This is a genomic window from Caballeronia calidae, from assembly GCF_900044055.2.
Lineage (GTDB): Bacteria > Pseudomonadota > Gammaproteobacteria > Burkholderiales > Burkholderiaceae > Caballeronia > Caballeronia calidae.
This window is the reverse complement of sequence record NZ_FCOX02000009.1, coordinates 113,711-134,792: the sequence shown is the minus strand read 5'-3', so window position 1 is coordinate 134,792 and position 21,082 is coordinate 113,711. Positions and strand designations below refer to the sequence as shown.

At 55.7% G+C, this 21,082-nt stretch carries 15 protein-coding genes; 9 read left to right on the top strand and 6 right to left on the bottom strand.

What is annotated here, in order from left to right:
• Positions 1-279 precede the first annotated feature (279 nt).
• The 3 genes from AWB78_RS11675 to AWB78_RS46465 all read left to right on the top strand — a co-directional run bounded on the left by AWB78_RS11675 (position 280) and on the right by AWB78_RS46465 (position 4,035).
• On the top strand, positions 280-1,311 hold the full coding sequence (locus tag AWB78_RS11675) for an HNH endonuclease (protein WP_198399252.1): 1,032 nt from the start codon (positions 280-282) through the stop codon (positions 1,309-1,311).
• Between the two features lie 143 nt (positions 1,312-1,454).
• Complete coding sequence (locus tag AWB78_RS11670; RefSeq protein WP_062604727.1) at positions 1,455-1,982, top strand: hypothetical protein; 528 nt, start codon at positions 1,455-1,457, stop codon at positions 1,980-1,982.
• Positions 1,983-3,294: 1,312 nt separating this feature from the next.
• On the top strand, positions 3,295-4,035 hold the full coding sequence (locus tag AWB78_RS46465; protein ID WP_157697470.1) for a hypothetical protein: 741 nt from the start codon (positions 3,295-3,297) through the stop codon (positions 4,033-4,035).
• Between the two features lie 646 nt (positions 4,036-4,681).
• Here the strand turns inward: AWB78_RS46465 and AWB78_RS11665 are convergent.
• A complete protein-coding gene (locus AWB78_RS11665; RefSeq protein ID WP_062604726.1) occupies positions 4,682-7,081 on the bottom strand; it encodes a hypothetical protein in 2,400 nt (799 codons plus the stop codon).
• A 699-nt stretch (positions 7,082-7,780) separates the two neighbouring features.
• Here AWB78_RS11665 and AWB78_RS46460 point away from each other — a divergent pair.
• Positions 7,781-8,512 (top strand): hypothetical protein, encoded by a 732-nt coding sequence (locus AWB78_RS46460; protein ID WP_157697468.1) that lies wholly within the window; start codon positions 7,781-7,783, stop codon positions 8,510-8,512.
• Between the two features lie 133 nt (positions 8,513-8,645).
• Here AWB78_RS46460 and AWB78_RS11660 read toward each other — a convergent pair whose 3' ends face one another.
• On the bottom strand, positions 8,646-9,293 hold the full coding sequence (locus tag AWB78_RS11660; protein WP_062604725.1) for a glycoside hydrolase family 75 protein: 648 nt from the start codon (positions 9,291-9,293) through the stop codon (positions 8,646-8,648).
• Between the two features lie 1,188 nt (positions 9,294-10,481).
• On the opposite strand from AWB78_RS11660, the gene AWB78_RS11655 reads away from it, so the two are divergent.
• Positions 10,482-10,736, top strand: coding sequence for a hypothetical protein (locus AWB78_RS11655; RefSeq protein ID WP_062604724.1), 255 nt, complete (start codon positions 10,482-10,484; stop codon positions 10,734-10,736).
• 494 nt (positions 10,737-11,230) lie between these two features.
• On the opposite strand, the gene AWB78_RS11650 is transcribed toward AWB78_RS11655, so the two are convergent.
• Positions 11,231-11,614: a nuclear transport factor 2 family protein gene (locus AWB78_RS11650; protein ID WP_062604723.1), complete on the bottom strand. Its 384-nt coding sequence runs from the start codon at positions 11,612-11,614 to the stop codon at positions 11,231-11,233.
• A 666-nt stretch (positions 11,615-12,280) separates the two neighbouring features.
• Between AWB78_RS11650 and AWB78_RS11645 the strand changes: the two genes are divergently transcribed.
• Positions 12,281-13,768: a hypothetical protein gene (locus AWB78_RS11645; RefSeq protein ID WP_062604722.1), complete on the top strand. Its 1,488-nt coding sequence runs from the start codon at positions 12,281-12,283 to the stop codon at positions 13,766-13,768.
• A 283-nt stretch (positions 13,769-14,051) separates the two neighbouring features.
• Here AWB78_RS11645 and AWB78_RS11640 read toward each other — a convergent pair whose 3' ends face one another.
• Positions 14,052-14,681, bottom strand: coding sequence for a hypothetical protein (locus AWB78_RS11640; protein ID WP_157697466.1), 630 nt, complete (start codon positions 14,679-14,681; stop codon positions 14,052-14,054).
• Between the two features lie 831 nt (positions 14,682-15,512).
• On the opposite strand from AWB78_RS11640, the gene AWB78_RS46455 reads away from it, so the two are divergent.
• From AWB78_RS46455 to AWB78_RS11625, 3 genes are all read left to right on the top strand, one after another.
• Positions 15,513-16,751 carry a hypothetical protein gene (locus tag AWB78_RS46455; RefSeq protein WP_157697464.1) on the top strand — a complete coding sequence of 413 codons (1,239 nt, stop codon included), beginning with the start codon at positions 15,513-15,515 and terminating at the stop codon, positions 16,749-16,751.
• Positions 16,752-16,819: 68 nt separating this feature from the next.
• On the top strand, positions 16,820-17,143 hold the full coding sequence (locus tag AWB78_RS11630) for a single stranded DNA-binding domain-containing protein (RefSeq protein WP_062604719.1): 324 nt from the start codon (positions 16,820-16,822) through the stop codon (positions 17,141-17,143).
• 170 nt (positions 17,144-17,313) lie between these two features.
• Complete coding sequence (locus AWB78_RS11625; protein ID WP_157697462.1) at positions 17,314-17,649, top strand: DUF7673 family protein; 336 nt, start codon at positions 17,314-17,316, stop codon at positions 17,647-17,649.
• Between the two features lie 1,664 nt (positions 17,650-19,313).
• Here AWB78_RS11625 and AWB78_RS11615 read toward each other — a convergent pair.
• Both AWB78_RS11615 and AWB78_RS11610 read right to left on the bottom strand, forming a co-directional pair.
• Positions 19,314-20,507, bottom strand: coding sequence for a hypothetical protein (locus AWB78_RS11615; RefSeq protein WP_062604716.1), 1,194 nt, complete (start codon positions 20,505-20,507; stop codon positions 19,314-19,316).
• Between the two features lie 233 nt (positions 20,508-20,740).
• Complete coding sequence (locus AWB78_RS11610; protein WP_062604715.1) at positions 20,741-21,040, bottom strand: hypothetical protein; 300 nt, start codon at positions 21,038-21,040, stop codon at positions 20,741-20,743.
• Between the last annotated feature and the right edge of the window lie 42 nt (positions 21,041-21,082).

The window sequence follows — 21,082 nt, the reverse complement described above, 5'->3', positions numbered from 1 at the left end:
TGCGGAACGCTTCGTAATTGCCCGGGGCGCCCCATGCCGAACGAAACGTGCTTCGGCGCTTCCCTCGCTGCTGCCTCAAAGGACGCGGGTAGGACTCGACGGCCCTTACCAGCGACGACTCAATGTTCTCTTGACCACACAGCGTAATTCAGCCTGCGCTTAAGCTTCATGTCGATATCCTGCTTCAGAAGCGAGGCCGCAACTGCATTCGGCTGAGGCGGGCATTGGCGCGACGTCTGGCTTGCAAACAAAAGGACAGAAATGGCAACTCCAGAGCACTTGAAGAACCTGAACGCCGAGTACTTTCAGGCAGTGTTAGCCCACATCCCCGCTGACGAGAGACAAACAGCGCTCCTCTATTTTGGAGATACGGGAAACGGAGTCCGTCCAAACTATCAGATTCAAACGTCAGCGGGCACGGTGACGTATTTAGGCAGCAACCACCTGAAGAAAGGCTCACCTCCGACGACATACAACCCCGAGAACTTGTTGGGGCCGTACACCGTGGACGCTGTTGAAAAGCGCTGGTTTGATGTGGTCGCCCATGGGCTAAGCGTCGACGAAGAAGATTTCGTGGATGTCTTCACCGAGCTGAGCGCCTCGCTTAATCTGGGGGTCATGGCGATGCTTGCCGCGCAGGCACACGCTCCCGAATTGGGCGCAACGCTCGATGCGCTTGCACATAGCATTGATGCAAACGCAGAGCCATCAAGTCTGAATAAGCTTGAGTCCGCCTACGTCACTTTCGCCAACGACGTCGCAAAATGCCTTGAACTCAAAGCGCCGGGGATGACCGTACTGGCCACGTGGAAGGCGAAGGCCGGTTGGACTCTAAAACGTGAGGCGCTAAGCGCACTGCGACGGACTATTCTTGATGGGCTCGACGACTGGCCGGACGACAAAGCTGCGGCCGGGACAAACGTAATTGCACTTCGCGCGGAGCGAAGAGGACAAGGCTTATATCGTCTTAACATGCGCAAACTTTGGAACAACCAGTGCTCAGTGACCGGTTGCGCCGTCAAGGAAGTCCTGGTTGCATCTCATGCAAAAGCATGGAAGGACTCAAACGAAAGCGAAAAGGTCAATCAGTTTAACGGTCTTCTGCTAACCGGGACGCTCGACAAACTTTTCGACGCCGGTCTTATCTCATTCGCGGAAGATGGCCGACTTCTTCGCTCTTCGAAGCTTTGCCGGAAAGACCGCGAGACACTGGGTCTTACCGGCGACATGCGCTTGCGCCCGAACCCAAAATTGAAAGGGCGTCACCTGCCCTATCTCAAGGCTCACCGACAGCAACACGGGTTTTGCTGAGGAAGGCCTCCCCTTTGACATGACTCAAAAAGTTTACGAGTCTGCAGACGTGACCTGGACGAGAGAGCGAAGTGTTTCTTTTGGCGTGTTCGCGCTCGGGCTTCTGGCATCTTATAAGCGCATCTTCCAACTGTGAGTAAGCCATGGATGACTTAGACCTTTACATTGCCTTCGTGGCGCCGCCGTTGCCAGCGCTGGAGCCCGAGGAAGTCCCAGACGGCGCTTTCTACAAGGTGCTTACGATGTATAAGGCAGTAACCAAGTTGCCCGACGAGCGCCCCGAGGGCTTGAACACGCGAGTGGTCAAGGTAACGCCGGGGCTATACGCGCACGTGATGAACGCATTGACGCTTCAACTCGGAACCATCGGTGCGACGGCACGCGAGCATGTGTTGGCCGATGCGCGCAAAGCGTTTCTTTGCCTGACGTCAGACCAATTCGCGAAGTTGGTGCCGCCTTATGTCGAGGCACTGTGGCGCAAGCGCTTGGAACTCGCGATGCAGTTGAACGACCTCAAGGATGAGTTGCGGGTGGTCGGCCCACTAGCGTCGCCGTTTTGGGATGAAGAACCGCCCATTGATACTTCGTCGGCGGGAAATGAGTCGACGCCAGCGGTGTGCGTCGCCGGCAACTACGCTGCGCAAGAGCCGGGGGAACTCGGCGCTGATTGAGACTTCCCGAGAAGGTCGACCATTCAATGGAGAGCAGCGGTCCAGTCATGGGCCTCTCTCCGCGATAGTCGCGGCCGCAAGTTTCGCTATGGACGAATTCAGCGTCCAGCAGCCGGCCCATAGGGGACTCTCGACGCCAATTCCGTGCGAACTCAACTGAGTTCGTGTTCAAACGAAAAACCCGTGCTCGGCCAGGAAATGGGCAAAAGGTCGTCGCGTCAGGTGCCACATCGTGGCATTTAGCCGTGTTCACAGAACCCAAACGGACTGGCTTTTGTCCGAATTTTGGTCGCTAGAAAGCGGGTTCGCTCCAACGCTGCGCTCGTGATAGCAAAGAGGAAGTGTCTCAGGACAGGGTAGTGCCAGTTGCGGCATGCGGGTAAGCAACCGACCTCTCTGTTCATTTCCGTCTGTCATGCACTTTGCTTCATCCTACAGGCGCAGTTCACGGCACGCGTTGCCGTAGCGACCTTCTCACTGCGCTTGACCCGTCAGAGACGCGACTGCTCAGCGGCCCTTCAATGGACGCGAAGCATGTCTCCACTGGACGAACATTCGTGCACTCCGCTAGACCAGCGTAAAGTCATCGTCGACCGTTGCTTACAGCCGCCTACATCGCTTGCGGCCTCCGCAAAGACAGCGTGCAAGGCCGTTCACAAGGCACTCGACCGTCCGCAGAGACGCTTAATGCCAAGCCCTTCGGTACCAACGACGGAGCCGTTCCCTTATAGAGCTCCGCTCCCTCAGGATGGCGTTCCACCCCTAAGTCGGAAAACGGTACCCCTACTTTCCAAAGACATAGTGCATCACCTAAAAACCCGACGGAGCGGCAATGAAAGCTATCCATGTGTGCGTCACCAGTACATCGATGCCAATGCCCCGCATCCGGCTGGCTAGCCTGGCGCAGTCGTGCCTTGCAAAAAAGCGCTTCCATAGCTTTCTCCGCCCCTTCAATTGCCCTACAACACGAACGGACGCTCTCCCTTTGCATGATAAGCGGGCTCCTACATCACACTACCGCGAACTTCGAATGCATTGGCTTTGCCGAAAGCCTCACCTATTATTTAGGAGTCGAACATAAGATTTTAAGAAGACTGCGAATGAGCGGGTTAAGACTGGGCTGGCAATGCCAAGGCCTGCACCCTGAGTTATTGACCGGGCCCATCCGCGTCCGTCGCTGTTGTTGGCAACCAGTAGTCGGAAAGCGACGCTGTGTGTTTATGACGGGAGACTTTGTGATTGACCTGAGGGCGCGACGCGATAGCCGCCACTACGACCGACTTGCCCGTCGCAAAACAAGGTGGAGGGAGCAATGAAAAGCAATCGAAAGGCTCGAAAGGGAACCGTTGCGCTGGCGATAATCGCGAGCGCATGCGCAGCCGTGTTCGTCCCTAGCGGGACGGCGCTGGCCACGGACGGGAATGGTGCCCTTGTGTATCCCCCGTCATCTACTATTGCAGGGAAAACGTACGCCGAATGGTCCGCGAAGTGGTGGCAATACGTTTTTCCAATCCCCTACAAGTCTAATCCGACCATCGACACCACAGGGGCTTACTGTGACGTTGCGCAAAGAGGACCGGTATGGTTTCTGGCAGGGGGCCCAAACGGACCGGTAACGCGTCGTTGCACAATATACGCACAAGACAAGCCAATTTTCTTTCCTATCATCAACGTTGAATGCTCAACGCAGGACGTGCCACAGTTGACTTATCCGAATGGCTTTTACTGTACCGATGGTGATAGCTGTAAGAATTGTGCGCAATATTGGGGCGGACTGGTCACCACGACCAGCTTGACGGCTACGGTGGACGGGCATGATGTGACGGGGCTAGAGCATTTCCGCTTCACGTCAGCGCCGTTCAAGTTTGAAATTCCCAAAAACAATATTTTGGACCCGACGGGGGCCGCTGGCACCGGGTTATCCGTATCGGACGGATACTGGCTAATGCTAAAACCTCTTGCGCCCGGCCACCATACGCTTCATTTCCACGGCGAGATTCCGAGCTTGTCTTTTACGGTAGACGTTACCTATGACCTCGTCGTAGCGGAGTAGCGTGGTTGCGGCTCTGTATGTAGTCGTCGACCGCACGAACGGCAACATTGTTTTCCCCGACTCCCCAATTTTGCAACCGTCCCTCCGACGGAGGGACGCTGCGGCAGGTCAAGGTCGATGTGAAGTATGCCGGACTGACACGGTCGTTCTTGCGGAACGTCACGGCGGTGCCGTTTGTCGGCACGCTCTCGACTCCGTGACCATGAACCCACGCAGCGTCCAAGCCGGCATCGCTGCAACAGGCGCAGTCCGGTTGCAGGCGCCCGTCCGCGCCGACACATAAGCGCTGGTTCAGGCGCTGGACCCTGCCATGGGGCCTCACGGGCCGAAATCGAATCTAGCGTGAACATTCGCCTCATCCGCCCACGTCAAGTTGCCCGTGGTCGTGCATGCTAACGCACCGAGCGCCACCTTCCTGATGTCAACCATCAAGCCCGGAAATCCCGTGGTGCGGTATTGCTCGTTGCCGCGATGTTTTATTTCTTCAAATACTTCATCTAGCGGATGCTTGAAGGGTACAGTGGGCCTATTGCGACCGAATGGGGACGACAGCAAGAAATGGAATGATACGAGGCCTACCCTAAGGACGCGTCAGAGCTTTAGAAAAAATGGGAGGAGGTGAGCGACTGCGCGCCTCTGCGTTTTGTTAGGGCGCGACGGGAATCGGCTCGGCCACTTGCACCGAGCGCCCGCCATTCCACCCGCGACAGGCATAGGTGTCCTTCGGGTATCGCGGCTTCTGCTCGTTGTACAACTGGCTTAAGCCGGCCGGTTGCGGATTCTTCGCATCGCCTAGCAGAACTTTGCGCAAGTCGTCGGAAGCATTTGGCAGATATCCGGCATACAGCCAGCCCAGGTCTCGGTAAGCTCTAAAAAGATTCACGCTGTTGGAGTACGTGGTGAAAGCCGTGCTCGTTTGCGGAAACACCCATTTGTGGCCGCCGTCCTCTGTCGCCGTGCGCGTGTCGTGGAAGTACTCAATCAGTGGGCAACTGTACTGTACCCGCGCATTCTTGTCGGGATACACACCCTTGCAGACCTTCGGTGAGCCAAGCTGCCCCACTGCCTGATACTTCAGGGGCTCCTCGGAACCGGCCGATTCGACCGGATACCACTCGTCGACCACCTGTTGCCATTCCTCCTGGTCCATGGCCGAGTTGATGTAGTAGACCGTGATGTCTTTAAGGTGCTTCGGCACCGTTGACGGGTCCGCCATTTGTTCTTTCGGAAGTAGCGGGGGTTGCCCACCGACTCCAGGCGTGTACGGAACCACGTGCCCCACCCAAACACGTCGTTTCCAGGCGAAAGGCGTTAGCTTCTTGAAGCTCCCCGGGTTATCGGGGTGTACGTATATCGACCGGTTCTTGTCCCACGTGCACCGTTCAGCGAGGTGGTAATTTTGATGGGCGCCACTGTCTGGTTCCATTGGGTCTCCGTCAAAATCCATGGTGTACCCGCGCACGTTCAGGTAATAATTCGCCGAACAAAGTGACGCCAAAACGAGCGCCCCGCTCTTGGTGTCATAGTCGTTCTCGCCCGCGACGGCAACAATGTTCTTCACGCCTCGACGCATGAGCGAAACGAGCCCGAGATTGTCTCCGGTCTGCCCTCCATCGGAGAGGTGAATTGTCGGGCCCTTCTCGGTTGTTACCGGCGAATCAAGGTAGTAGAACGGCCAGATTAGAACCGAATGGAGCCTGCGGCTGCTGTCGGGCTCGCGATAGTTGGGGATGTCAAAGCCCCACCGAAGATTGATTGTTTGAAGCCCGAAATTGACCACGCCGCGTGGCACGTGAATGCTCCTTTGCGCCGTGTCGGCAAAAGCCGCAGACGACAACACGGCCATGGGCACGGTCAAACCCACAAGAAAGGGCGAACCCTGTACGTAACCAAAGCGACCAGAACCGAAGAAGTCGAACGAAATTTCGAAGACATCCGTGCCCAGGTCATAGTGACGCGGGGAGAGGTCCAAGCCAACATTCCCGGTATTGGCCGTTGCCTGGAGTATCCATTTCGGCATGTAGCCGCCGAGTTTCTCTTCGGTGCTCACAGGGTCGCGAGTGTAGATGATGGAAAGGTCACTAAAGTCCAAACACTTTGTCATCTGATAGAAGTAGTCGTCGTAGGGCGAGACGGGCAACACATCCCCCTCTTCTGGCATGTACGCATACGTGCGCAGGATGCCGTAGAGATAGTCATACTGCGTCGGAGAAACGCGCCACTTCCAATCGAACGCGACGTTTGCGAACCAATTGACAGGCGCAGTAATCAAGGATTCTGCGAACATCACAGAAAATGTATTCCCCAGTTGGTGCGCGTATGCCAATCGGTTCCCAGCGCCGTCCACGAACTTCGACATATGAGCGTGGCCAGTGCGCAGCAAATCCTGATAGCACTCTACCCAACCCTGGTAAGAGGCCTGCTGGACGTACTTCCATACCGGCGCTGAAAGGTCCGCCTGGTTTGGGTCATCGACGGGGTATGGCGGAAGCTCGTAGCAGGCAGTCCTATTATTGGGAGTCAGACGTGCCGGCAACTCGGCAAGGCTGTACCAGCCGTGCCTTACCTCATCCGGAGACAGAAACTCAACGAATGGCTCCTTCTTCGTCAAGTCGTTCTGTCTTCTTGTGTCGAGGAAGTACCTCGTAAGTCCTGGGTAGGCTTTGATTGGCGGCTTATCGTCGAGAATCGTCCTGTACGCCTTATAGTAGAGATAGAAAGCCGTGTATGACCCGCCGGACACTGACGAAAGGTAGTCGGTCTTGAAAAGCCAGCCTTCATCGACAAACCGCTTAACAACACCCATCGCAAAAGGTGCAGCTTTAGAGCCCCCTCCTGAAAGAGCCAGCCCCAATGTGGGAACGGCGTCTTCTGTCGGCTTGAGCTCCTTCACCACGCCAGAGTTGGTGTTTAAGACGCAGTCGAGATGGTCCGGGGTGTCCTCGCAGAAAGGAAGCGCGTCGGAGATGTCCGAGCGAACTCCGCCGACGACACACCCAAATAGAAACGGAGAAGCAAGGAGCATCACTAGGATTGCCTTTTTCACGGCCTGCTCCTTTTCTTGATTGCTTTTAGTCGAAACAGTTAGACCATTCGACAGTGCCTTTCGGCGCGGCGGGCTCGCATGACAGATAGTAGGAAGCCGACCACGCAAGCCGTATCAGGGTTTTCCCGCTGCGGTTCTGGCCCCCCTGCGTACAGGGGGCCGCCGCTCTCTACGCGCTCGGAAGTCGTCATTCGGATTACGTAACTCAACGCGAGAATGAGTGCGTGGAGTTGGCTGCGAGTCTCTGAAAATAAAACGAGCGGTCGAGCAGCGCTAGGCGGCCTTGTTCGCCGAGCGTCGGCAAAAGCAAGTGCACAAACGTGATAGATGTCCCTTGCGCCTCTCCTTTCCCCTCCGACGCGCCAGACGAACAGCTTAGGCTCAGGTCCTAAACAGAATGGGACAATCTCTGAGGAACAGCAATGCAAGTGCGTTCGGACGACACGATGATGTATCGGCCTTCAAACGCCCGTGCCTCCCTCAGACGACCTGCTTAGTGCGCAACCCGCGAAAATCAAGCACAACATTCTATTTTTCAAATGCAGATGTGTGCGATTGCGCACAGTTCACAAAGCGCAGCTGACTTCATATTTGCTTCGCCCATTGTTATCGGACGATGGCATGTTGTTAGGTTGTCACGCACTCGTAGCGGCGGAAGCGCAAGCCGACCGAAATGCTAGAAACATGACGAGGGATTTCGTGGTTAAATCTCATGAGCGCGTTGCGGTCTTTATATTTGGCGTCGTGTTCGTCGTAGCAATGCTCATCGTTGCGGTATTCTTCCCGAAGCCGACTACTTTCCAGTATGCCATTTTCCGAGTCGTGCTTGCACTTGCAGCCGCAGGAGTTGCGGCTATGCTTCCCGGTTCCTTTGATTTACATCTCGCTTCATGGCTAAAAGCCGGAGGGGCGCTGGGGGTGTTTGCGGCAGTGTTATTCAAGTCCCCAGCCGAACTTGTTTCGCAGCCACCGCCACCCCCAATAACGGGAAGCACAGTTGTCTTAGACGGATTTTCTCACTACGACGAAAGTGGCTTCAACTTTGCGATGCGAAAAATCGTTCCTTGGAACGGAAATGTTAACGGCAAGCCGCCAGACATCCTCGTCGCAAAACCACCAGGCGAAGCTAAGCCTCAATTCTTTCTGTCTCACGAGACGGGGGATTATAAACATCCAGAACTCGATAAAGGTGCATATTCAGGAATTCAATCAATGGACGGCGCGTCGTTGAAGGATGTCAAAGAATGTCCAAGCGACGGTTACTCATACCATTGGTTCAAACCACTGCCAAACGGCCTGTACTGTGTGGTAACTCACGATGGCAAGCATTACGCGGTGTTAAGGGTCGACGCCATCGACGAAGACCGCATTGGTTTCGACTATGCCTATCAAGCTGATGGAACCCGAACCTTCGGAGCTTCTCCGGAATGAACAAGGGCCTTACGTCAGCGGCACGACTTCTATATGCTTACATGTTTCGGTATACAGGCTGCTGGTGCTGCCAGCTGCCATGATGGGACAGCCTCACCTAGCTCCCCCGGAGTTCTCTAAAGAGGCAGACTCCCTATTTCGAAGCACTCTTGAGTGCGTCGAACGCCTCCTTGCCAACCTCGTCAACCTTTTGATTGAGATTGTCTGCATTCAGTCCGTTACATAGCTTGGAAGGGCTGCGAGGCAGCGGTGCGTCGCCGCAGATTTTCGCCTTGGTGCCAGGAAACACAATGTAGGTCACACCAGAGCCGATGCTATCGTTCCGTGGTCTTTTGCAGTTACCGTCCGGCGCCAACTGCCTACATCCGTCGTGTCCAAGTGCGGTGTGCAGCGCGACGGAACCCTCTCCGACACGGTAAGACTTGCTGTGGTCGGCCACCAGTGCGAACGCGACTTTATCCCTGTAGATGACGGCCGCGACGTCTCCCAAAACGAAGCCGGCTTTTGCGTCGAACCCGCCGGGCACTGCGATGTAGCGGATTTTGTCCGCGTTGATACTGGTTCGCCCGTCCGAGTAGAAGAGGGAGGTTTGAGGTTGGCTTGGCCATTTGCCTGCAAACGGTGACCCGTCGTTGTCGACAGCCATCTTAGCGTCGAACAGGATGGCACCGCTGTTGAGTTCCAGGATGGTCGTGTTTCGATTCAGGTCGTTGCCGTCGCACTGCGGCTTGCCATTTCCCTTGTCGCAAGCGGCGAATGCCTGCCGGAAACTGTCTGCCATTGGCCTTCCTGAGAGGTCTATGTGTTTCAGAGCGTCTGCAGAAGACTGAGGAGGCTCATATCTCTCTGCATAGGAGAGCGAGGTCGACAGAAGAGCGATAACCGCGATAGTGGCAGAGAAAGCGTTGCGCATCCGATATCCCTCGTATTGACGATTTCGTTTTGAGCCGAGACCTACAAGCCCGCCATAAGGTGAAAGGTTAGTTCAATAAAAAAAAAATCCATCAAAAGAGGAGGTACTCCAGCACTCCAGCTCCCATTTGAAATAAACGACTCATCTTGATGCCTGAAGTCCGAGGACCCCCACGGGTCGACAAGCTTTCGCGCACCACAAAAGCCGTCGAACGGCCGCCGCCGCACCTCTTGCCGTCAGCCCCTACTTTTGCTGGGTCCCAGACCCATCGATTAGGGCCTTTTCAATTCCGCCGAAGGTCTATCGTCTTAGGCATGCGCCCTCCTTCAGCTTTACTGGATTCGCTAGCGCAATATCGTTGAGGCCCGAGAGCGACTCACGAAAGAAACGTCCGTGTCGCCTCGATAACTGTCTCGCCTCGCCCTCTCCATGTATGTCGCAAACAGGGAGGTTCCCATGTCAACGTCAACCAACATTGCGGTCCTCGAAAAGAAGGTTGAAGCCATCCAAGATATCCTACTGAAATTTTCAGGCGGTCATCAAGAACGACGCCTTATTAGCACCATCTTCAATCCGTTGTGGTGCCCGAGTTCTGCCGAGTACACACTGATATCGCAAACATTAGATGGCATCCTCGAGCAAGCACGGGGAGTCTCAAATCGATACTCAGCGTTGATGGACGCCGCAGAGAAAGTTGGGCTTCGCCTTGAGGGAGCGTTGTTGCCTCAGAAAGTACGAAACGGTTCCACACGCACGCGCTTTCGCGCTCTGCGGTCGCGGCCCCCACGCCCTCGGTGCCGCAACCAACGGCTTATCGTTCAGCGCCGCGCGGCAGAAGGAGCGCAAAGCCCTTCCGGAAGTGCCCCAGCACAACAATCGGTCTAGCTAGCAACTAGCGCGGGAAGTTGTCTCACAACAGCGATATCACAAGAAGTATGCGTCACTTTCGCCGGCAACACTTCGTCCGGCAAACGAGACTCCGCAACGGCGGAGCTATCGCTCCCTCTGCGCGCCCTTCATGGCCGGCGCGCAGCCAACACCTTCATTGGAGGCTTTATGTCTGAATTCAGCCACGACGTCGCTCATCTCGAAAAGAACGTTGACGGCCTTCTCACATTGTTGGAGACGTTTGTCCGTTCCAACAAGCGAGAGGACATTGTGAACTATTTCTACAAGAAGGGATTCACCACGCCGGCCGAGTACAAGCTTATTGCCGCTGCCTTAGAGTCAATGCTCCAGCAAGCTCAGGCTCTCGCAGCCAACTACGAGGCCGTACAGAAGGGCGTCGCTATGGTCGTCGAGGGCCAGTAACGCGTTCAGGCCGGCAGCCATGCGCGGACGAGTCGTGTCCCTGCAGCGCGCGACCCGTCCCGAACCCGTCGACTGTCCCATCGGAGTTCGACCTTTACGGGGACGCTTCCCGCTCTCGTGCCGCAGCAAACGGATTCGGCCGTGGCTTAAGCAGACGAGAGCATCGGGCATGAACGCGACCTGACGGCGTTCTAGCGAAGAACGCCCCGGAGCAGGGCAGTTGCTGCATGCACTGCGGGAGCTACACCCAATTGGCCCCGCTCGCGACCAACGACGCGCTCGAGCAGAAGTGACGAGGCGTTCGACCAGTAATTCGACAAAGCCAAACACCTAGCGAGCGGACGATTTGCCACGCAGTTTCGCTCGACGGCCTTCGCCCAGGGGGTAAAGGCGGAGTGCCTAGCAGGCGCAACGGATGCGGTCCTGCGTCTACAACAGACGATGTTAGTTTCGGCTACCACTTTTCTTTGCTTGCGCGTCTAACTGACGCGCCGCTAGGGCTTGGGGTACCCTGCCTCCGGGTGTGCAGTCACTTGCCACGCAACGCAACACCAGCGCCCGTCGGCCGCCTCGAAGACCCACAAGTTCCGAAACGTTTTGCCTTCCCATTCAATCACGCCTCTGACGACCGCAAGTTTCTGTTGTACCCAGACCTTGTCGAACGGTAGTTGCGGCTTACGGACGCCCGGCTTTCCCTCGCGAAGTACCTCTAGATACTTCAACTTGCCCAACTCATCGCCTTTGCTAGACGTGAAGACCAAGCCCTCGCACAGCAACGGCGTTGCGTCTTCCACCGCTTTTGGACCGCTTGTACTGCTTAGGTTCTCGGCTTCGATGAGGTTTAGAGTGGCTTGTATTGCACCAGCTTCGTCAAGCATTAGTGTTCTCCCAAAGATGACCGCCCCTCCCCGGTTAAGATGTGCGGCTTCTTGGCGGGGCTCGTTTCAGCTATCTCCCAGCCTACGTCGGATGCGAAATCGCACAAGGTCATTCTAGTGCACGTAAGCGTAAGTGAAAGTCCAATAGCAATAGTTCTCTTAGCACCGACGTCTACAGAAAAAACGACACCGGGTGTCAGCTCATAAATCACGCAGGAAATATTCAAGCACGCAAGCGTTGAAGTGACTCACCACTCTCCGCCAGAAAGTCTCTCGCTTCCGGCCCATCGGTCGGATAGGCACAGCCCGTTGCAAACTCCGCATCACGGGAGCCCGCACCCGGCGAGCAAATCCGGAAGAACAGCAGAAAAGGAGCAGTCTTCTAGAGAAATTGCTAGCGTCACTGCCCTTCGGCGATTCGCCTGTGGTGTCCTCGGTCGAATAGCTCCCCTGCTGCCGGAATCGTGCCTACGACCAAGTTGTTAATTTCAATAGATGCGCGCAGTTCGTCGGTGGCGAACGCGAGGATAGTACCGTTCAAGATTCCAAGCGATGCCTTTATAATCGGGCGAAATTTAACGCACCCTCTCAGCGACAAGCTGTAATGGGTGCAACGTCCATAAAAAACGAACAGTTGTGCGACAGGCTTCGAGGGAGAACAGCCGGATGCAACGCAAAAACATCGCTTGGGGGTTTATTGGAGCAGCGACCATCGTTTGCGCAATCGGCGCGCTCATGCACCACAACAAAGCAACATGGCTGGACAGGTTACACGCGACCTCGACCTGCAACCCCGCCGATGACGATTATTTCTACGGTAAGCTGGGCGGTGGGTTCTTCGGGTCCCCCGAAATGAACGAACCCGAGCACTCCAAGCTGCTGCTCAAAATCGCGGACACGTGTTCGATTAAGCGGACGGACGAAAACCTGCTCGTCGCCGCGTTCGACACGTTCTCGCCGAATGAATCCTTGGACACACTGGTCTCCATCTTCGGCAAGATGAAGGACGAGAGCCATCAGTTCGGTCCGCGATTACTCGCAAAAGGTGGCGGAGCCCTAGCCAAGCTTGACGACAAACTTGTGCTCGAAGTTGCATCGGACGCCGCCAAAGCGACGCCTGCGAACCAAAAACTTTTCGCTCAACGCTACACCGCCGAGATAGCGAGAGATTACTATCTCCAACGAAATGCCCTAGTTCAGGACGTCAAGCTTCTCGGTTCCCTACGTTTGCCTCACGACTCCGCCAAATACGCAGAAACTCTGTCGGACGCGAACGAAAAGCTCAAGACGGCGACCTTGCTGTCCTCGCTCGCCCAGGCGGGCGCGGGAATCAGCGTCCTTCGGCTTGGCGAAGCCAGCAAACTTTTGCAGACGGCAAATGATGCGTTCAAGCCCTTCATTGACAACAAAGACTTGGGCCGTTTCGAGAAGGTCGACCTTTTCGTAGGCGCGCCGATTCACGTTGTAGCCTCCCGTGGACAATATTTCCTCGCCTATATGCCTCGGTACCCGCAACGTTCGCGCGTACTGGTGCACGCGCCGGACGGCTCGGGCGTCACTCGCCCGGGCGTTTACTCCGCATGGGTCCGAGAGAGCGAATACTCGTCAAGCGAAATCGTTCGCGACCCGGAAAACCTGTGGACCCTCCAGTTTGAAGTCGCGGACGCGGGCGAAGCTCAACAACTCGTGCAACTGCAAGCCTCCTCCGCCGAAGTAGTGACAGCGTTGCAACAGATTTCCATCGCGATGATTACCGGTCCCTTGAGCACCCCGGTTCCCGCGCCCGAGGCGCCGCAGGCAGTCGCAGATGTTGGCGAAGGAGGCTTGACGGCGGCCTACGACGCAGCGATGAAGAAGCTGCACGACTCGAAGTCCACGTCTGAAATCACACAGGACGACATGACCCGCATCGCGACCCTCCTCTCGCATCCGGTGACAGCGGACGACTGGAAGTTCGTGAGCGACCTGGACTCGGATTACTCCAGCACCGGTAACGACTGCAATTCTGCTGACTGTGCCATCACGCAGTCCATCGTGACCCAAGCCGAGCAGATGATTCAGAAAGCCGGCCTGCGACCGCCCGAAGGCATCAAAATGGCGTTCAAGCTTGCCCAGGCGGTCGCCGCGCCACCTCCTAATGCCACTGCGCAGTAAGAAGCTGCCACTACGACGCCGCGCCGCCTGGACCGCTTCCCAGCGTGGCGCCCGAGTCAGTAACTAAAATGGTTCGGGCGGGTAACATCAAAGAACTACTCAACGTCAAGCAACAAGCCCGCAGCAAGCGGGCTTGTTATGCATAAGCTTGACGAGACACCTGCCAGGCGCTCTCCTCGAGGTTTACCAATGAAACGGTCACCGTAGCCGGTTCGCTGCGGAAACAGGCACCGAGCTTAGCTTCATGTGCGGATATCATCGAATGACAGACCCGTCCTGCTCCTTACCTCGTTGCGACGAAGCGCTTGTCCTGCAAGGCCCTCATGAGACTCTCTGCGTTGTCGCCTAGCAAGGCCGAACGTAATTGCAGCCATAGGCGATTCGGTTCCGTGCTTTTAACATACGTCTTCGCAGCCCCGAATTCCCCTTCTCTCACCGATTGAGCGGCGCGAATGATTGCTTCGAGAGCTACCTCGAGTGAGTTCGGCCCGGGGCTATTCATGCTGCTCGCAAGTCGCATGTCGGCGAAGAAATCGAAGGAATTCTGCAGGTCGTCCAAAACTTGCGGCTGAACCTCCTTCGGAGACATTGCATCAATAAGCTGATGCGCTTCGTTCAGCAACCGAACCGCATCTGCGATTCGCCAATTCGGGTCCACGCGTCGGCGCGCCTCTTCTTGTCGTTTCGCCTCCACGCGTTGCCGGGCCGGTTCAATTACCTTCATCAAAATATACCGCCGCTCGTCGTCCGTAAGCTCTGCATCAAGCTTCGGAGGTATGCTTTCCGCGTCCAATGAAATTGCTCCAACCAATATCGGCTTACTGTAACCGTGCGGAATTCCGTTCTTGAGGTCCTTCCGTACCCAAACGCTTCGGTAGAGGTATCCTCGGCGATTCTTTTTCTTCAGATGCATAAATTTCTTCCCGTCGTTGTGCATGAACGATAAGCAGCCGTTGCCACCGGCCGACTTGGTCGGTCTGCGGCACCGAATCGCTCCCCAACAGGTATAGCGAACACTGTCTAAGTGACACGTGACCACGGAACACGTGTCGACAAACCGAGTGACTCTGCTCCACGACTATCGACGGGACCCTCACCATCGGTCCGTACGTCATTTGATACGCCCTCCTTGAAGCGACAAAAAGATTTGCACTCGACGGACCAGCCGACGGACTGCGCGGCGTTCAGCCGCGTGCCTTTTGGACACGACCGGCAGCGTGCGCGGGTCACATCTTCCTCTGGCCGGACAGTTTCGGAAGAAGAGTTGCTCGCGAACATTCGGCGTTGTCGGGGCGACCCCCCCCCGCCGCTGCAGCGCACGCCTCATCGTCACTCGTTGCGCAAAGCGCAAATCCTCTTGGCGCGGGGTCCCCGAGCAGCTCCGCTGCTTGGGGCAGCTAAGTCGAACGGCGTGCCGGGAAAACAGTCGCCGCCGCAGCCCAGAAAACACGGTGGCGTTGCGCAAAGGTCCAGGCAGCGGCGGGGGGGGGTCGCCCCGACGGCAACGTCGGAGGAAGAACAGTGGCCTCGGCGAATTTCGCGACGAAGACGCGGTGACGCGCGCCGTGCGCGCGAGGCTAGACGCGGGGGACAGACAGTTGCCCCATTGCCCGTGTCTCGCCGTGCACCGTCACTCGAAAAGACGCGCCTTTTGCGTTTGCGAGGTGTTCACCCTTTTCGAATTGCATGCGCAATCTCTATAGGAGATACGCACCACGCGTGTTGAATCGCGCCTCGAAAACGCGTGGCCTCGAAAACACCTGAACAGTTACAACCGATGGAAAAGACATTCAATCAAGAAGCAGAAGCATCACAGAGGCACGCAAGCCGTCAAACAGAAATACCTCCGGAGTGTCACGTCGACACCTTGACCAGTGAAGCAGAGACATTCAGCCACGGACCCACTGTCGATGCTACCGACTCCTTCAGTGACACCCAAGCTCGCAGCACAGGAAACACAACGCCGTCGCGCAGAGTCAGCCGAGGCTTGACCGCTGAGATAAGTCCGAAAGAACTCAGGGGGATTGAATGGGAACGCGCGCTTATCGCTCTCAACCGTTTTCGTGTAATACGGGCGCTTGACATCGCTGCCATCTGCTATCCCGAGCGACCATTCAAGACTGCTCTCTCTGCCGCCCAACGGACAATGCGCAGTCTTCGAAAGGCTGGCTTCATCAACACTAAAAAGACAGATAGGCACCAGACAATCAACGGGCTGACAGTGCGCGGCGCACGATGGCTTGACGAACAAGGCGTGAATAACGTCTCGGCGTCGGGGCGGCGCGTTGCATCGATGTCAAATCCCGAGCATCGTCTGTGGATGAACTTCATTGTTGCATGCTGCGAAGTACGTGGGCTGCAAGCCAGCACCGAATCTGAACTCCTCGAACAGTTGAGTCAGGAAAACCTCATCAGCGGAAATGCACCCCAAGGTCTGCTAACCGTACACGCGGGCGATGAGCAAAGACGTCTACGCCCCGACGCGATTGCAATCGAACGCGACGGACTTACCTGGTTTGAGATTGACAATACGAAACGCGGAAGCGACAGGCGTGTTTCATTGCGTCTGCTGGCCGGTCGCGTCGGTGCTCCATTAGAGAACCGGGCCTATTTGCGCCGCGTCGTTGTTTTAGCCCGTGGCGAACAACGGCTAAGAGACGCGCTGACGGTCCTTCGAAATCGAGTACGAGACACGACTCAAGCATCTCTTACCACCGAATCAGCACGGCGCTTTGTCGAGGTTGAGGAAGGAATGTTCGAGGTTTGGGCCATGAGGTACTCGGAAGCTAAAGCGCAATATTTCGACATTTGCGTGGGTCACGTGATTGTGCAGCAGTTACCGGTTTGGTTGCCGAGTTATCGCTCGGGAACCCAAAGCGACAACATATTCCTGGGCTGGTTTGATGAGAATTACTTGCCCTACCGACGCCCTCGGGGCAGCTCGTGGGGTAAGCGCCCCAACTCCCCGTTCATAACTCCGTGAAAGTTGAGGAGGTCTGGTGACTATACGTGTTGTTGGACACTAGGACCTAACTTCGAAGAGGGAAGAAAATGCAAGCGTTTGGCAATGTTGCCACGGAGCCCGTGCGCAAAATCTCGAAAACATCGGGACGCGCTTACTATGAATTTCGGATGTGCGAGAGTCAGCGGGGTACCGATGCGGACCCCACCTGGTACACGGTACGGATTATGAAGGACGTGAGCCCTGAGCTTAAGAAAGGGGATTTCGTAAAAACGACAGGAAAGCTTAAGGCGGACTTCTATTTGTCCCGCGAGGGTAAGCCCACCGGAACGTTGCTAATCATTGCCTTCGAGTCCACAAAGATTGCGAAGCCCGTTGCAGCGACTTCGTCAGAGCAACAAATGGCGGCGTAACGTTCAGTCCCGAGCGAAACAATCGCTACCTTCTTATTCAGCCACCCGTACACGGGTGGCTTTTTTTCGTCTTGCGAGTCGAAGACTGTTTTGTAGGTCGCGGGAAGACCTTTTTGCTCTAGCGATTAGTTCGCTACACAAGACACACGAATACATAGAGGCCACATGAGATGGAACTTCCTGGGTTACTACCAAAATTTGAACGCGACATGGGCGCGCTTGCCACGCATCGCCTCTTGGCCAATTGCCTTGAGCGCGACGGCCAAGCCGCAGCGTCGTTAGCAGACTTCCTGCTGTCGCTCTATGACGCACGGGTCGCCAAGCTGGACGCCTACATTCTCTGCCGTTGCATCGAAGCAGAACATTTTGAGGACGTGTTGTTTGTAATGAGGTGGTTCCGGTTCGCGGAGAATGGCTTCGACATTCATCACGTTTTCGGTTACGAGCGAGGCACGGCGTTAATGCGAGCTCTGATGCAGAAATTTAGAACGGGTTACGACAAGTAACTTTGATTAACAGGGCTGCTTAGGCAGCCCTCCTCCGTTGGGGGGCCAAATTTGGCTAGCAGCTAGCCGACGTCCTTGACGACGTGGGAACACAATCGGCACGAGGTGCTGAAATCAGCACGCTAAAGTAGTACTGAGCCATAGCTTACGAGCACGTCCTGAGTCTCGTGGCGAAGCATTTGAAGTGAATTGATGAGCGGCAGTCCAAGAGCTTCAATTGCGCGTACCTCCGAATTTCAAGGCGCCCGACTAGACTCTTCATTGGCGGCATGTAACGGCTCGCAGGGCTTTCACAGCTAGGCAGTCATCTAACCAGCGCGTCGTCGCTGCCGATACGGGACGGTACCGAAAACGAGCATCTTCTAAGAAGCAACGGCCTTGCAGAGAAGACGTTTGTGGACCGGAACCAACTAACCGGCGTCACAGCTACCTGTCGAACGATACGGAGAGTTAGCAACGATGCGAGATGTGCGACATCTTCGTTATCCCGTTTTGTCCGTGCGCAGGAAGACAGTCCGTTCGTCAATATCTTCAACTGAAGATTTTCTTCCTCAAAAAGCATTTTTAAAGTACTTTTATTTTAGAGTACTTTCTGCGGTGTTGGTGAGGTCAAGCACTTTTGGGCGAAGCACCCCCAAGCGAAAGCGTGAGTGAGCGTGCCGCCCTATGCAGCGTCGGAGCCAGTTCGCACCATCGGGCATGTTAAGTCGCGATTGATACGCTCACGTTAGTCAAGCGTATACGTGAATCATCTCACGCCAGCCGCCCCTCGATTCAGCACCGGGCCGCACTCTTGGCTGCCCGCTGGAATGCTTTTCACAGCGGTCGCGGTGGTCTACCCCTCCCCGTCGGGAATCAGTACGATTCTGGGAGTGTAGCAGCGCTTTTTAGCCTAGCCCCCATACGCGCTAGGGTTTTTTCTCGCTCTAAGCTCAGTTGGCACTTTGGGCGCCAACACGGAGAGACGCGCTGTCGACTCAACGGCGGCACGAATACGCGAACTGAGTCGAATTGCTAGTCGAAAGCCGAAGCCTACAACTGTCACTGACTTTGGCGATTCTGCTCCGGAAGTGAGCCCAAGCCTATTCAAGCATCGTGCCGAATTCGAAGGTCTTGTCCCCCAGGCGCAAAATCTGCTTTTTGCATTAAGAGCGCTTCGGGAACGTTACACGGCTCCTGAAAAGGCGTGAGCTTGAGGAGCTCCCGCACCGCATTCTGGTCGACCTGCACACTCTGGCTCATTTGTGCGCCTCCATTCGGCTCAGCTCCATCAAACATAATGCGAACCTGGCCAGCGATTCCCGTTGAGCCTTTTGAGTAAGCAGGTCCAAAGTCAGGATTTGCGGGCGCAAGAGGGCATTTACAGTCATCTCTCCCCGCCCACGGACTATCGGGCGGTCCTTCTCCGCCGCGAGAGTCGCCATCAAGCAAACCAGCATCCAGTACCCACACGCCGCGTTCAAAACAAGTTTGTGCGATTCGCGTCGTCAACCGAGCAGTCTCGATTATCAGCAACTCGGCGAGCCATTGACTTTCGGGCCGCCGAAGTCTAGGGCCGACAGACCCCGACTACAGTTGATGCATCGGCGCGATTTCGGCCGTCAACGCGCTTCAGAAGCAATCCAGCAACGAGGCGCATAACCGAGGTATGCAGGCTGCGGGTGCTACTTATCGGTGTCTCCGTTTTGGGAGGCCTTTGCGCGCCCTGGAGCTAGTGGATTCTCAACGTTATCCGGCGTCCCCTCCGTTGCGGCGAAGTCAAGTTTTGATGCAAGAGGGGGCAAACTTCCCTGGTCGACCACCGGCGCGGCGTTCTCTGAGACCATTGCATCGATTGGCGGTTTCGCGGCGCCGGTCGCTCCAGTTGAAGCGAAATTTGCAACCGTAGAGAGGGGGCAAGACGCCTTGTCACGTGGCGAAGAATCGTCGTTTTTATTCTCCCCTTTCTTCTCTGGGGTATGGCGAAATTCGCTAACACCTTCTTTCAGAATAGGCTTGATAAAGGACTCTTTCAGGATTTCAAACAGTATCAACAAAAGTATAAAGCTTTGCGCCGACACTATATGTAAGGCACTTCGAATATGGACGATATCATCAACGACCTTTTTACTTTGAGACATTGGGCCGTAGGTGGTCAGTGTTTTTATATACTGTTCCGCATCAAAAGTCAGCGGACTGATGACATTTGAGCCAATGTCGGCCACTCCATTACCCGCCTCCTGCAACGACTTCCCATAGTGCGTTACCACGAATGCCAAAACAGAACAAAACAAAAGCCCCGTTATCGTCGCTAGATGAGTTTGATGAATAAACGCCTTAGGAGTGAGAACGTGCCTGTCATTATGGAACCACTTCGTATGAAACCAGTAGGCTCCATGTGGGACGAACAGAAGGGCCATCACAGCAACGAACGCAAAACCCAGGACAAGCCATTGATTCTCGGCCAGCCTTGCTCTGCCTTCAGCGAATCGTCCTGTGATATGCGCCACTTCATCTGCACATGTCGGCACTGCTTGGGCACTGCGGGGTTTCGCTTGCGCAGGGGTACAAAACGGCAGATGCGTGAGGACATCGTTTCGAGCTTCTTCCAACGGACCTAGCATCCACTGAACGGTGCCCGCATACGCAAGCACAACAGCGATGGTCAACACGGACGAGACGACAGATGTCCAAGACGAAGGTTTGAGGAACCCCGCTTTGCCCACCTCTGGCAATGAGTCAGAGGCCAATATAGACTCTGAACGAGGTTTCTCCCATTCCCTGGCGAGCAACTCGGCTTTCGTTGTTAGATGCAGTGCAAGAAGCACGGATACAACTGCAATCGCTATGAGCGAAACAACGTAGAGTGCGAAGGCCATGTGAGCCCCTTATGTGCTTTCATGGGTACCTCGGGAGCAATAGTGCCACTGCGGACAATCGTGGCACTCCGGCTCCCTTCCTTGCTAGCCGACAGTTCGGAGAGCGGCTGGTGGTGAAATCCGGTGCGGGAAGATGCCTCGGAGACCAACGTTTGAAGCGCGGGAAATCAACGCCTTGTACGCGCTCATCGATGCTGTCTTTGTTTCACGCTGAACGGCGCAAGGCGTTGAGATTATGCGTATAAGATGGCGGGCGGCGTCACTTCGAGGCGGTCGACCAAGTCTGCCAACTCGCCCATGGGGCGAATCTCCTCGGCGAAAGCTTGCCCCTCACGAAGTTCAACATCGAAGACTCGCTTGAAGTCGTCGGGTTGTCCCAAAAACGAAACGCCGAAAGATAGTGTTCGTACACGAACGAATCCGAGGCGTACAAGCACATTCGCGGCCGCCTGAAGCTTGTCCGTGGACGGCTCGGGCAGAGCGGTCCCCGTATTCTTGTCTGGCACGACTCTCACGACGGCACTGATTGTCATGCGGACCTCCTTTGGCGATGCGGGAATTATAAGTAGACTAAA

Coding starts and splice junctions, on each gene's coding strand:
- AWB78_RS11645 (WP_062604722.1), top strand. CDS start 12,281: ATGCAACGCAAAAACATCGCTTGGGGGTTTATTGGAGCAGCGACCATC.
- AWB78_RS11670 (WP_062604727.1), top strand. CDS start 1,455: ATGGATGACTTAGACCTTTACATTGCCTTCGTGGCGCCGCCGTTGCCA.
- AWB78_RS11630 (WP_062604719.1), top strand. CDS start 16,820: ATGCAAGCGTTTGGCAATGTTGCCACGGAGCCCGTGCGCAAAATCTCG.
- AWB78_RS11655 (WP_062604724.1), top strand. CDS start 10,482: ATGTCTGAATTCAGCCACGACGTCGCTCATCTCGAAAAGAACGTTGAC.
- AWB78_RS11610 (WP_062604715.1), bottom strand. CDS start 21,040: ATGACAATCAGTGCCGTCGTGAGAGTCGTGCCAGACAAGAATACGGGG.
- AWB78_RS11660 (WP_062604725.1), bottom strand. CDS start 9,293: ATGGCAGACAGTTTCCGGCAGGCATTCGCCGCTTGCGACAAGGGAAAT.
- AWB78_RS11615 (WP_062604716.1), bottom strand. CDS start 20,507: ATGGCCTTCGCACTCTACGTTGTTTCGCTCATAGCGATTGCAGTTGTA.
- AWB78_RS11650 (WP_062604723.1), bottom strand. CDS start 11,614: ATGCTTGACGAAGCTGGTGCAATACAAGCCACTCTAAACCTCATCGAA.
- AWB78_RS11625 (WP_157697462.1), top strand. CDS start 17,314: ATGGAACTTCCTGGGTTACTACCAAAATTTGAACGCGACATGGGCGCG.
- AWB78_RS46465 (WP_157697470.1), top strand. CDS start 3,295: ATGAAAAGCAATCGAAAGGCTCGAAAGGGAACCGTTGCGCTGGCGATA.
- AWB78_RS11640 (WP_157697466.1), bottom strand. CDS start 14,681: ATGCATCTGAAGAAAAAGAATCGCCGAGGATACCTCTACCGAAGCGTT.